Below are 13,633 nucleotides of genomic sequence, written 5' to 3' on the forward strand. Positions count from 1 at the left end.
GACTAATCTATTGGCAGTCGCGCATCTCTAAAGCAGGCGAGCGCTAATCGCTTTCCATAGGTCGATGATGATCAGGCCTAAGCCGATTGCAGTCGCAAGCAGGCAGGCTAGCCGGATTATCCAGAGCACTACCCGCTCGCGGTCATACAGCTTGTACCAGCGCCACGTTCTGTTGATTTCACGTCGCGGAGTGTAAAGATTCTCGGCGCACCATCCGACGATCGTCATGAGAGCTTCTTCGTGTGACCCTACTTCCACTTCATAAGGAAGGCGGTCGATAGCGGCGGGTCGTTCGAGCTGTTGCCCACTTGCGGTCGTGACGGTATAGCCACCTGATCCTTCTCTAACAAGAAGAACATGATCCTGGCCCAGGACGGCTATCGCCTGGTTGATCTCCCATTGGAGGCTGGCTTTGCCTTCCTCCGATATCTCAAAGACAGCTGCACGCACTTGCTCGATGATCCAGCGGACCGCAGGCTGCCATTGTGGGCTTCTCACGAGCAGGCAGGGCATGAACACACCTCTATTCCCCGTGACTTGTTGCAGGAAGTTCTCTAGAAACTGGATGTTTGCGAGGGGTATGACTACGACGCCGCCCCAAACGGGCTTCATGCGTTCGATCAGGCGTCCGCCTAAAGGCGAAACTGGAAGTGTCTTATCGTTCTCGATCGCACTGTAGTTCCAACCTATGAAGAGGTCTGGCCGGCTAAAGCGATAGAAGTTGTGCTGCTCGAGCATCGCTGGGCAGTACAGCGATAGGTACCAGATAAGCCTCGCTGCAGCGATGACGAGAAGTCCATCGCTCCGCCACACCAGGTAGACTGCAAGCACCACAGCTGTGGGCCAGATGTAGGCCGGCGCTTGGCTCCAAATATCTTCCTCCTGGACATCTGAGGGATGCTCAAGATCGTGCCCCCATAGTTCGTCGGCGGTGAGCGGGCCGCGCCCGGGCGCTCCACTCTTTAGTAGGCTGGAGAAGAAGACTTCAATCGGCTTCATGGGACACCTCAGCTGTCCCAACGGCAAGCTAACAGGGCATAGGACAGATAACTTCGCGTAGTGGCCAGCGTCGCTGGCGACATAGCAAGTACTCGCATTTACCCGCTTGGGGATGTCGGCGAACGGCAATCGCTCGCTTACTGCTTCATGGAGCTTGCCTTTAGGGACTACATACGCGCTTGCTTCATAGCCGGCGATAGATTGTGGAACGATCTGTGCTGCGTAGAGATGCCCTTCTGAGCAAGCCTTGTCCGCGGGGTCTGCCGCTAGTCGAGACACTTCATCGTACGGTCGGCGCAGTTGTGCAGGCACCTGGAGTAGGGCGTCCCGCTGCGTTCGCGCGCTTGTGACGATGGTGCGGACAGCCTCCTGTCACCCGGACGGTAGTGTTAGCTCTGGGATCCGTCAGCAAGGCGAGAGGGATGCTGGCGCCGAGCGCTGACCTGTCCGACGAGCGGCAGGAGCCCTCATGCTCGACGCTAGACCATTTAGTAGAATTAATCGCTCAGATGGGGGTCGATGCCATTGGGGCCGCCGTCTGGCGGGCGACCGCCAGGAATGGCAGGGCCTCGGCTATGGGGGGCGGTAGTGAATGAGCTTGAACCTTGTAACTTGTTGCGTGGACTATGCCGGATGAGTATGTGGGCGTCGTCCTTGCTGGTCCGTCGAGGTTAGCTGAAGTACTGATTGGGGACTGTGAGGCCTTGTTGCCGGAAGCGCCTCTTTGGGCAAACGATTGCTACTGCCTGAGAGGATGTTCGGGTGGCTATGCGTGCCTACATGGGAGCCAGAGTTGGGCACGCTGTCAGCAAGAACGTGTCAATGGATTGTGGAGAAACGCCGCTATCCTCACCGCTCTTTAGCAGGTGCGCTAGACGGTCCAACATTTCCATACAAGGAGCGGATCTATGCGAATGGGCCTGGCGATAGGACTTGATCGCTATCCTCACCTGGGCGATCTCTCGGGGTGTATCGCAGATGCCTTGGAAATGCACAGGTTGCTACTCAATAACAGCAATGGTGATCCCAATTACACTTGCGCGATTCTCACCTCTAACACGCGACCTGCCTTAGATCTAAGAACTCTCAAGGCGAAGCTTAGAGATCACTTGGAGCGCGAGAAGGTCACATCCGCAGTGGTCTACTTTGCGGGCCACGGTTCCCACGATGGCACGGCGGCGGCGCTGATGACAGGTGAATGCCAGCCGGGTGATCCAGGGCTTCCGATGGCGGATCTCGTCGGCATGGCCAATAGATCGCCTGCGCGCGAAGTAATCATCATCTTGGATTGCTGCTACTCAGGCGCCATTCTCAATGAGCTGACGAGAGAAGGAGCTGTCGCGGTACGCGAGGGCGTCTCCATTCTTGCGGCATGTCGACCGAGACAAGCTGCCAAAGAATCCGGGGGGCGCGGTGTTTTCACCACGCGAGTCTGCGAAGCGCTCGAGGGTGGTGCCGCAGATGTCAGAGGCTTTGTCACAGTGCCCTCCATCTACGCCTATGTTTGTGAGGTACTCAGCAACTGGAGCTCTCGACCACTGTTGCTCGCAAGCTTAGGTGAGATATCACCACTACGTCGTGCGGGCTGGGCCATCTCCGATGAGAAGCTGCGTAGGATGATCGATTTCTTTCCTACGCCCTATAGCGAGTTGCGCCTAGGCCCGGAACACGAACCTACGGCCGAACCGCACGACCTGGTTAAAGAGGAGATCTTTTCCGTACTCCAGTTGTATCGGGCAGCTAGGTTGCTCGTACCTATCGACACCGATCACATGTACTACGCCGCCATGCAGAAAAAGAGCTGCAAACTGACTCCGCTGGGCCGCTTTTACTGGAGCGCGATACACGCGCACAAGATATGAAAGTTGGGTTCACTGGGCATCAATTCCGTCCCGGCATCGAGTGGTCCTGGGTGCGCAATGAAATAAGAAAGACACTCAATGAGTTCGAACCTACGGCGATCGGCTATAGCAGTCTGGCTATAGGATCTGACCAGATATTTGCTGAGGAGATGCTTGCGAGAGGGGACAACTTCAGGGCGGTAATACCGTATGCCAGCTACGATTCCGAATTTAGTGGTGAGAGCTCTGCGCGGTACCAGGCGCTCAAGGCCAAGAGCCAAGTTATCGAGCTCCTACTTCCTTGCATTGGTGAGCGCGCATTCTACGAGGCAGGCAGATGGATCGTAGATCACTCAGAGCTCATGATCACGGTATGGGATGGCGAGCCTAGTATAGGGTTCGGTGGGACGGCGGACATCGTCGCGTATGCGGTTAGCCTCCGGCGACCCATCGTACACATCGACACGTCCAGGAGGAAAGTGTCGACAAAGCGAGGCGCATGAGAATGCCTGCCTCTCGGTCGCGCCCTCAGGTGCCATCTCATCGTTGATGCGCTATCGCGATAGGTCCCTCATTTAGCATATAGCTAGATCGGGACATGCCCGCAAAGGATTGAGTGCGACGGCGGCGCACTGGAGAAGCTCCATCGTGATCAGCGTGCGTTTCGCGTTGCTCAGTACGCCCTACTATCGCTAGGAGCGCCAAGCCCGGCTAGCAATGCCGCCCTGATCTGAGCTCATGCAATTGATTGCAGCGGACGGCGAGGGCCCGCATAAACCTTGGGCACTCTTAGTGGTAAGCGGATTTACCTGTGACGGTGCCCGCTTGAAGCGTCGGCTCTTGCGTAAGCAAGTGCATTGAAAATCATGCACTTAGGTAGTCAATACACCCCCGAGAATGCTTCTCGTAGCGCTTGGCCGTTGCAATGGCAAGCCGGCGTTGTCGCTTATAGGGGCCGTCAGGCCAGGCGACTGAGACCATCGAAGGAGTGGAGACATGACTGAGGAATGGTTGCGTGTACGTAAGTTCGCATCGTCATTCTCTCTAAAGGGTAGCGATAGCTTTCGACATGTCGTTCGAGACCTTCGCGAAAAGAATGAGGTCGTATGCTTTGAACATGAGGGACACATCTATCTAGTCGATCTTGAGCGCCTAGAGATGTTGCGAGCACTCGATTGGGATGGACTTACCGTCACCGATGTCATCCAACTGCTAAACCTTGAGCCGTCTTCACGAATCTTCAAGGAAGGGGAACGGATGATATCGCGGACAATGACACTTCCGCGCAACCGTCGCCTGGTGGTGCTAACGGAAGACTCTGTAGTTGAAGTCTGGGAGCGCAAGTCAGCGGGCGATCGTGGAGGTTCATCCGGCGGAGAGTTCTCACTCCCCGATGACAAACTCTTCAGCCGAGGAACTGAGGTTGGTGAAGCGCAGGAAGATGTCGAGGAAGGAATAGAGATACCGAGAGGCGGCGGAGGCGGCAGCCCTTTGTTCTCGGAGGACTTCGACTATGAAGTGCTTGAGGAGGCTACACCACCTGCGGAGTCTGCACCCCAAGTGGAACCTCCCGAGAGTACTGAAGAGGAGGCGGTGGGAACTGAGCTAGAGGAGGACCTGCTAGGAGGGGGTACCGGGGCACATCCGCCGCCAGATGCGAAGGAGGGGACTGAGCACGAGCGTTGGATCAATGCTTCGCTCAAGAACCACAGGTTCCCTGAGCCACTGGAGAAAGGAAATACTTACAACCTCGAGATCGCAATTGAGTCTGTGAAGACTCAAAGTCCGGGTGCGCTGATAAGCACGCCGGCAGACCCCAACCTAGTATCTGGCAAAGCCGATTTCGAGCTTGTTGTAGAGCTCCTCTCGGACGACCAGGATGCCTGGGAGTTCAATGTCCAACGGCAGAAGCTCTACGTTCGTAAAGATGGCCTGTCGATTGGCGCGGCCGTATTTCAGATCACGCCACAGAAGGATGGTCCGATCAAGCTGGCGGCCATCATTCATCGTGACAACAATCTGGTTCAGCGGCTTGACATCTCGATCGATGTTGGGACGGCCGAGACAGCCACTGTCACCGCACTAAGACAAACCTTGGTCTTTCCCCCGCGCGGCATACGGCGCGATGTCATGCTCATCATTGAGCCAGAGAACGGCTACTACACGGTCAATGCTTGCGGCGACTATGCCAGCAAGTTTGATATCAAGCTGACCACGCCTCAGTTAGATCACATGGTCGAGGTGGCGCGGAATACGCTACTGGCAGTAGTGAGGATGGTTGACACTGCGCCTGCGAAAACGACCCAGACTTACCCCTTTCAGTCGCTTATCACGATTCCCCCTGCGATTGAGAAAGCATCGCTGGCGATGCTGGCCGAGGCAGGACAGACACTGTTCTACAACATCTTCCTAAATGATCTCGCCAGTGATCAGTGTCGCGCATTCGGGAACTGGCTCATCGAGGAAGCTAACAGAGGCCGAAGCGTGCGCGTCCAGGTGAACGCGGAGCTATTCACAGTTCCCTGGGGAATGCTCTATCCGCAGGATCCTCTTGATCCAGCGAGCTTCAGTTGGGAGCGGTTCCTTGGCATGCGTTGCGTCATCGAGCAAACACCATTGAAGAACTCCGGATTCCGCTGCGACCCGGACATTCTCGAGGGACCCACGGGACTTTCGATGAGCCTAAATGTCAACTGGGATCTGGACAAGAACGGAGCCGTCACGCGTCAAATTGCTCATCTTGACGCGATAGCGAAGCAAGCGCCGAAGATGCGCTTTGTCCAGCGTGGTTCGGATACAGACGTGGTGACGGCGCTGGGCGCACCAGGTGATGACCAGATCTTCTACATGTACTGCCACGCCGATACGGTAGGACTGAACACGGTGTCGGGCCCAGGAGCTTCAACTTTCACCTTCACCGGTGACAAGTCCGTATCGCTGAATCATCTGAATCGATACGCCCCTTCGAAGTTTCAGTTCACGGGCGCGCCGCTGGTGTTCATCAATGCGTGTGAGTCAGGCGCAATTAGCTCTGGATTCTATGGTGGCTTCGTCTCCTACTTCATCGGCAAGGGGGCGCGCGGTGTGATTGGCACCGAGTGCAAAGTGCCGGCGATGTTTGCGGAGGAATGGGCTAAGCGATTCTTTACCGACTTTCTGACCGGAAACGATGATATCGGTACCGTGATGCTCAAGATGCGACAACACTTCGTCAACAATCACGGCAACGGCTTAGGTTTGTTGTACGGACTTCACTGCAATGCAGACACGTTGGTGGCACGAGAAGAGGCTGCATAGGCAAGCACTCAACCTGGTTGACTAATCGAAACACCAAGGAGAAGGAGCATGCTGAAAAAGTTCGATAAGGACGGGGTGGAGATCGAGTATCACTTCATTTGCTTTGATGAAGAAGGAAAAGAGCGCAAACAAGATGACGGTAATGGAATTGCGACGGTTCTGGATGCGCTGAAGGAAGAGGCTGATCCTGTCACTGATGTATATCTGGTATGCCATGGCTGGAAAGGCGATAGGAAGGCGGGAATAAAGCAGAGTGAGAATTGGCTCTGGATTGCTGCTTCCAGTGCCCCGAACCGAGATAAGGTCAGGGCGCTCGTGCCGGGCTATAAGCCACTTCTCGTCGGCTTGCACTGGCCTAGTCAGGCGTGGGGTGACGAAAGCGAAGGCGAGGACGAAGCGGATGCCGGGCTGTTGGGCGGAGCGCCCGACGGTGATGATGCCAAAACAACCATCGATTGGTACGTCAACGCGCTCGGCGTTGAAGGCGAAGACATGCGTGACGCCGTCACGGAGATTGTGAACTCAGCGTCTGAGGCGACCAAGTTGCCCCCAGAGCTTGATCCACTCGTAGTCGCGGCCTATGAGAAGCTTGCTAAGGCCGCGGGTAGATGGTCCGAGGAGGGCGAGGGTACGCAGGGTGACTGGACGGCGCAGCGTGTGTATGACACGGCGCAACGTCCGGACGCGGATGCGGCGCTGTTGGGCGGCTCTGTCAAAGACACACTGCTAGCGCCGCTTCGTCAGCTATCCTTCTGGACGATGAAGGCACGAGCTCGCGAGGTTGGTGAGACGGGCGTTGCCAAATTCCTTAGGGACATGCAGGTTGCATCAAAGCGTGTACGTATTCACCTCATGGGTCACAGCTTCGGGTGCATCGTTGTATCGGCGGCGGTAGCAGGCAAGCCGGATGATCCACTGCTCAGGCCGGTCTCGTCGCTCTTCCTTGTGCAGGGGGCACTCTCGCTTTGGTCGTACTCCAAGATTGGGGATCAAGACGGCTACTTCCGTCGCATAGTAGATAAGAAGCTGGTGGCCGGACCGATCCTGACGACGTGGTCTATTCACGACAAGGCAGTAGGCAACCTTTACCCCATCGCTGCGCGCGTCGCGAGGCAAGCCAACCTCGACGGCGATTATCCGAAGTACGGCGGTACCGGGGCATTCGGCCTGCAAGGCGGGTCCAACTTCGCCATCGAGAAGGACATCTTGGGGGTGGATGGGGACTATGGGTTCGAGCCCGGCAAGATCTATAACATCAAGTCGCAGGAGATCATCGCCAAGGGCGGCGGATTCTCAGGTGCCCACAGTGACATCGTCCACCCGGAAGTGGCTCACCTAGGCTGGGCGGGAATTCTTACGGGCATAAAGGCGGGCTTGGAAGCTGCCTAGAGGTCGATGGCCGCTTCTCTGCCTCTGTTGTGCGAGCTCGGATGAGAGCGGTCAGACACAAGGAAGTCTGACCGCTCATGGCGTCGCGTCAGCCATTTTAAGTGAACAGTCGCGTTGTCTACGTGGAGCTTTGGCGATCACGATGGCCCATGAAGAAGCTAATCATGCTCGGCTCAAGTGCGTGGATATTGTTGGGATCAGAAGGCGTATCTCTGGATCTATATTGTCCGATCTTGGAAGAACACCCGCGTCAGCGAATCTCTCCACTTGTTCATCTCATTCCAGCTCCGCCGAACTCGTCCATCCTCGACCGGCTACGGGTCAGGAGCTGGGGCGACTCAATGTCGAGTCGGGCAACGCGACTGCGTTAGGGTCCGCTGGTGGCCTACTTCGCGGACACGCCGACGAAATTGCCGACTTCATCTTGAAGGGCGGCGCTCCAGGCAAGCCTGGCGACATGCCGGTCGCTCCTCCACCGCAGCAGGGCGAGATGAAGAGGAAGCCGTGAACGGTACGTTGAGGCTATTCTCGCCCAATTATAAGCAATAACTCGATACTTGATTCGGGGGGGCGCCTTAAGAAAGTCTGAGCTTAGGTCCTGCAATCAATTGCATGATGCACGTGAGGGCGTGAAGTTGTATCGGTCATCCTGTGTGGCTATGATCACACCGACTCTCAGGGTGTGAACGATTGCTGCCGCTTTCAGTAGCTGTAGTGTCCGGTTTCGATGCAAGCGGACATCTGGGGAGCGGCTTCTCGGCCCAAGAACGGACGGTTCCCGCCCACCGATAAGGGTCGCACCCGCTAGTGCAAGCGCAGGTAAAGCCCCTTAGACGCAGCCTCTGTGGCTCCGGTTGCACTTAGCTTGTTGGCCGGACCCAGTCGCACTAAGATCGAGTCGTATCAACGAGGTAGCTCACCATCCGGTGCACTGCGGATGAGTCGTATAACCGGAGCCCGGGCTGCCTATTAGGTAGTTTGCCGCCAATGGAAATTCGATGAGGACTGTAGCATCTAACATCTACTTAATCGCTGCGGTCGGAGTGCTCGCGGTAGTTATTTCAGGAATCTGGAGTTGCTATTCCAACGAGTGGCACTGGTTTGGCCGCTCCGGTTCAATAATGACCATCTGCGGCGTAGTCTTGGGGGCAAGACCACTTGTTCGTATGGGCTTAGTGGAATGGATTGAGTACCAGTCCGTGATTGATGGTGGGCATTTCGCACCGACGCAAGAAGAGGTCGAAGCGATTCGGCAGTCGCGCATTGACTCACGTGCGAGCCAAGTCGGAATCGCCTTCGCGTTGGCTGGAACACTAATCTGGGCTTATGGTGATCTCTTAGGGGCAGCGGTTGGTGCCTAACAATTCATTCAAGCCGACCCGCTTCGCGGGTTGGCTTAGCTCAGACGTTAGAACTCTTGGGGAGGCGTCATGGCGAAGCGATCTGATTTAGAGCCCTTGATCGTGCAAGAGTGGCTTCGGCAGCAACCAGCCGGACAGCGCACCGAGGACCAGATTCTCGCTTTTTATGGGCGTTTGCAGCGAGACAATCCGCATTTGCTCGCTTTTCGCGCATCCGCGGACAAGTATCAGGTTCTCAAGACAATCCTGCGCAGTCACATAGAGCGCTGATACTTTGTCGCGCAGGACTTCTAACAATTCGTTTAAGCCGAGCCCGTTTCGTGGGTCGGCTTAGTTCAGACCTGCGCCGATGTCCGCCCCTGGTCGGAAGCGGATAAGAGGCATCGACCGGAGTGCGCGACCCGGCAGATTCCTGGTGAGGGGGGCCCCAGTGCAAAATGCCTGGACAGCCCAAGGCCGAGGAGAAAGGGATGCCGCAGTACTTCAATGACAGCCCCATTGAACGTCGGGAGGACGATCGCTACGGCATCCATGCCTTCGCCGAGGCGCTGGCGACGAGCCTGCTCAGCATTGGCAAACCCGTTGGAACCACCATTGCAGTTACCGCTCCATGGGGCGCGGGCAAGAGCAGTGCCGTCAACTTGATTCGTGCGGAACTTCTCGACCGGAAGGATGACACGCTGTCGGTGTTCGACTTCAAATGCTGGTGGTATCGCGGCGAAGAAGCCATCGCACTGGCATTTCTGCAAGAGCTCAATTCGGCGCTGAAAAGCTCGTTGGGCGACAAGGTCAAAGGCCTCGTTCCAGAAATGGGCCGCCACGTACTTCAGGCCGGGCCTGTGCTTGGGAGTGCGGTGGCACTGGCCACGACTAGCGGCTGGGGCGCCCTGGTTACCGGCTCCGCAGCATTCGCCAAGCGCTTCTTCCCAGAGAAACCTTCTTTGGAAAAGACCTTTCGCAAGCTTTCCAAGACGCTCGCGGAACAGAACAAGCGCGTACTTATCATCATTGACGACATTGACCGATTGGCTCCGGACGAAGCGTTAGGGGTTTTTCGACTAGTCAAATCTATCGGTCAGTTGCCCAACGTCATGTACCTGTTGGTGTTCGACCGAGCTCTGGCAGAGGCTGCGGTCAAAGTGCGGTTTCCTTCTGAAGGCCCCCACTTTCTCGAGAAGATCATCCAAGCGAGCTTCGAGCTGCCGTCGCCTACGCCGAACGATCTACACAACGCGCTTCTGATGGCCTTCCAAGAGCGGTGCGGCACGCCCGAGGAAGAACATCAGGTGCGCTTCATGAATTTGTTCTACGACGTCGTGGTGCCCTACCTCATTACACCAAGGCATGTCACCCGCTTGATCAACGCGATCACCGTGACTTGGCCCCCCGTAGCCAACAACATCAGTCACGCCGATTACCTCGCATTGGAGACCCTGCGCCTATACGAGCCATCGCTCTTCACAGCGATTCGGCAGCACCGGGACGTCGTGACCAGCACCAGTCGGGGAGGATCCAGGGACAAGAAGCGCTTCGACCCGTTCTTGGCAGGCGTTAAGGAAGATCGGCATGAACGATTGCAGATCGTCCTGCAGCGCCTATTTCCTGCATTCGAGGAGGTTACCTACTCGGGCTTTCGCGAGAGTTGGGAATCGGAGCGCCGCGTGTGTCTGGCTAAGCATTTCGACACCTATTTCAAAATGTCCTTGAGCGATGACGCATTGTCGGGCAGGGAGATCCGGGAGCTAGTGGAACGTGCGGGCGAGAAGGAGTTCATCCAAGAAAGGTTGCTGCGGGCGGCTACGCAAGTTCGCAGAGATGGAAAGTCGATGGTCCCTGTGGTGCTGGATGAGATGACCAGCCATGGACGCCAAGTCTCCAAGGAGAAGGTGTCGACATTCTTCTCGGCCATCTTCGAGATCGCCGATGCGATCAATCGCAAGGAGGATGAGGAACGTGGTTTCGCTATGGGCACGACCTCGCTGCGGATCCACTGGCTCATCCGCCGGGTGACCGACGATCGCTTCTCTCTTGAGGAGAGATCCGCGATCTACTTGGCCGCCACTGAAAATGCCTCGTTCGGCTGGCTGGTCGATTTCGTCTCTTCGGCCTATACGGACCACTATCCCCGGGAAGCGCGTGAAGTAGATTTGTCGACAGCACTGACGACGAAGGAAGCCTTGCCGACCCTGGTCGGTCGCGCGCTAGGATCTCTACGGCAAGCAGCCCAAGACGACTCACTGCTGCACCGGCCAGACCTTATGCACTGCCTGTACCGGTGGAAGGAGTTTGCCGGCGATGGCGGCGCAGAAGTTCGAGCGTGGCTTGCCGACCGAATGCAGCGCGACGATGTCATCGTGCGGATGGCTCGCGCACTGACTGGCGAGTCTTGGTCGACGGGGCTAGGCGGGATTGGCGGCCTCGGTGATCGCGTATCCCGCAGAAATGTCCGTGCCAGCATCCACAGCGACTTTGATCTGTTTGACCAGGATAAGTTCCGGGCGGCTCTGGAGCGCATCGTCAGCGAGCAGCGGCAGCCCGCTGAAGACATTGAGGCAGTGAGAGTGTTCCTAGATGCGTGGGGGAAGAAGGGGTTTGGGGATACTGATTGAATGCGGCAAAGCAGCAACACCTAACCTGCAGAGGTGATGCGGGCGACCTTGAGGATCGCTGACTACGTTCGGCGTTCCAATGGAAGCTGCACTGTAATGGGCGTGATGGATGGCGATTTCCAGAGGGCTGCCACGATGATAGTCTCTGGCGGCGCGGAGCCTACAGTTTGTAAGCGAACCGGTTCTTCTCGGCGAGTAGCTGTCGAACGTCATCCCAGTCGAGAAGGATCGGGTGCGCGTCTACGAACTTCCCATCGACTTCTCGACAGACGGTGAGCCCAATGCCAGGCTTGCCTGACTCCGGCTCAGGTTGCGCGGCCACGAACTGCGCGATGGCCTCCTCGTGCAACTGCCTTGCCTCTCGGCAGTGCTCATCGACGCGCTTACGAAGCTTAACGTGTACGCTGCTCACGCCATGCATGTACTCGCGCGCAACCTGCTTCAGATCGGTCTTGTCTTCCATCTCCGCAAGGACCGAGGCCTTGAACTTGCCCTCCTCCAGGAGGGTTCGCTTCTGGCAGTAGATCACCAGCGCATCAGCCCAGCACTCGCTCTTCTTTCCGGTGACCCCGTGAACGGGTGTGGCGCAGTGCTGAACATAGTTTCGAAGCGCACACGCGATCCGATACGAAGGGTTCCGGTCGTACGCCTCACTCATCAGCGTTTCCGCCTGCTCTTTGAACGGCGGCGAGAGCCCAAGATGCTCGAAGTCGCGGACGACGTGGTCAGCATAGGCGCGTGCCGCGGAGAGCAGATTCATGACGTGGCGACTCGCCTCGATGATGACTCTTGCTCCCGTCTCGTAACGATGGTCCATCTCGACCTCGCGTCGCAGTGCCCACTCCGCGCAGAATTGCTCCAAGGCCAGGTGGTTGCCGAGCAGTAGTTCGTACCGATGCTCAAACGCTCCGATATCTACGAGCGTCTCGCGTGCTTGGGAAAGTGCATGGTATCGATCAGCGTCGATTGAAACCATTATCTGCGGCGCGAGCGCTGCGCGCCGCATCCAGAATCGTCCTTCCATCTGTGCTCCCCTGCATGATCGTGATCGCAAGCGGAATTTGGCACCGCCCGGGCGCTACCACTTGGCCGGGCTCGGCTATCGACCATCGCTCCTCCTCGATGTCCGCTTCGCGGGTCAATTTCACTTGTGACTTGACGCGCTAGAACGGTACTTTCGATGGTTTCAGAACGGGTGTAGCTGGTACAACATCTTGAACCATCCCACTGAACGTGCCGGCGAGGCGATAGACGAAGCTGGGATGCCCGTTGCGATTGCTTTCTGTAGGTCGGTGTCGTACCAAGCCCCACTCCACCAGCTGCGACACGCCGGCGCTCACATGCTCTGGGCGCACGTGGGAATATCGCTGCAAAGTTTCATGCGTGGCCAAAGCATCCCCAGTCTGCCCATTGCGCAAATAGAGCAGCACCGGATACAGCTTCCAAGCCGCCAGCACTGAGATGCCGCGACTGAGCTTCATCTGGAGCGCTTGGCGCGTAGCGAAGCGAGGCACTTGTCGGAACGAATTCGGAGCATTCATTAGCTGCGTGTAGCGGTTCCGGTAGCCATCTCGGTCAACCTTCAGTACTCCCGCGGCCTCCAATGCACTTGTGGCTTTGGCTAGCATCGGCCTTGAGAGCTTTGTTCGATCTTGTAGGAACGACATGCCCATCTCGACCTCGCGAGTCACGAAGTTCACCTCAAGCGCCAGCGCGAAATAGACCTTGTGGGCCGCGATGTGTGTTCCTACCTGGTTTCCTGCGCCCGTAAGCGCAGCCAACCGGGCGGACGGCACGACATCTTTAGGAAAGCTACCCCAAGGCGTGCTCATTCCTTGCGCCCCCGGATGGCGGCGTGAAGTACGTATAAGGCCATGCCCACGAGGAGCAAAGCCATCACGGCGATCAAAAAGACGGCGGTCACGACGGGATCGGTCTGGGTGGCCATACGCGCAAAGAAGTCGAGGAGTGACTGAAGAATTGCCATGGAGCGAAGCTCAGCGAGAACTGGTGTGGCAAGTTTTGTTTTCTCCCGCTCCAACATCTAGATAGAGCTACAGCCTAGAGGGTAGCGCAAGGCGGTACTAAAGTATTGAATATACGCCGATACCACCCTCAAGAAGGGCCGACTAACATG

The 13,633-nt window shown here is 57.0% G+C and carries 9 protein-coding genes; 5 read left to right on the forward strand and 4 right to left on the reverse strand.

Annotation, left to right across the window (positions count from 1 at the left end):
- Positions 1-27 precede the first annotated feature (27 nt).
- Positions 28-999 carry a hypothetical protein gene (locus AC23D6_RS01935; protein WP_487751162.1) on the reverse strand — a complete coding sequence of 324 codons (972 nt, stop codon included), beginning with the start codon at positions 997-999 and terminating at the stop codon, positions 28-30.
- A 908-nt stretch (positions 1,000-1,907) separates the two neighbouring features.
- On the opposite strand from AC23D6_RS01935, the gene AC23D6_RS01940 reads away from it, so the two are divergent.
- From AC23D6_RS01940 to AC23D6_RS01960, 5 genes are all read left to right on the forward strand, one after another.
- Positions 1,908-2,861, forward strand: a complete 954-nt coding sequence (locus AC23D6_RS01940; protein WP_487751163.1) for a caspase family protein — start codon at positions 1,908-1,910, stop codon at positions 2,859-2,861.
- Between the two features lie 975 nt (positions 2,862-3,836).
- Positions 3,837-6,137: a CHAT domain-containing protein gene (locus AC23D6_RS01945; protein ID WP_487751164.1), complete on the forward strand. Its 2,301-nt coding sequence runs from the start codon at positions 3,837-3,839 to the stop codon at positions 6,135-6,137.
- Between the two features lie 48 nt (positions 6,138-6,185).
- Positions 6,186-7,526 (forward strand): hypothetical protein, encoded by a 1,341-nt coding sequence (locus AC23D6_RS01950; protein ID WP_487751165.1) that lies wholly within the window; start codon positions 6,186-6,188, stop codon positions 7,524-7,526.
- Between the two features lie 1,430 nt (positions 7,527-8,956).
- Positions 8,957-9,157, forward strand: coding sequence for a hypothetical protein (locus AC23D6_RS01955; RefSeq protein ID WP_487751166.1), 201 nt, complete (start codon positions 8,957-8,959; stop codon positions 9,155-9,157).
- A 200-nt stretch (positions 9,158-9,357) separates the two neighbouring features.
- Entirely contained in the window at positions 9,358-11,496 is a 2,139-nt protein-coding gene (locus tag AC23D6_RS01960; RefSeq protein WP_487751167.1) for a KAP family P-loop NTPase fold protein, read from the forward strand.
- 160 nt (positions 11,497-11,656) lie between these two features.
- On the opposite strand, the gene AC23D6_RS01965 is transcribed toward AC23D6_RS01960, so the two are convergent.
- The 3 genes from AC23D6_RS01965 to AC23D6_RS01975 all read right to left on the reverse strand — a co-directional run bounded on the left by AC23D6_RS01965 (position 11,657) and on the right by AC23D6_RS01975 (position 13,483).
- Positions 11,657-12,520, reverse strand: a complete 864-nt coding sequence (locus AC23D6_RS01965; protein WP_487751168.1) for a hypothetical protein — start codon at positions 12,518-12,520, stop codon at positions 11,657-11,659.
- A gap of 139 nt (positions 12,521-12,659) precedes the next feature.
- Positions 12,660-13,328 carry a hypothetical protein gene (locus AC23D6_RS01970; RefSeq protein WP_487751169.1) on the reverse strand — a complete coding sequence of 223 codons (669 nt, stop codon included), beginning with the start codon at positions 13,326-13,328 and terminating at the stop codon, positions 12,660-12,662.
- Positions 13,325-13,483 carry a hypothetical protein gene (locus tag AC23D6_RS01975; RefSeq protein WP_487751170.1) on the reverse strand — a complete coding sequence of 53 codons (159 nt, stop codon included), beginning with the start codon at positions 13,481-13,483 and terminating at the stop codon, positions 13,325-13,327. The genes AC23D6_RS01970 and AC23D6_RS01975 overlap by 4 nt, the downstream gene beginning before the upstream one ends.
- Positions 13,484-13,633: the final 150 nt, after the last annotated feature.

This window comes from Pseudoxanthomonas sp. G3, assembly GCF_057654715.1.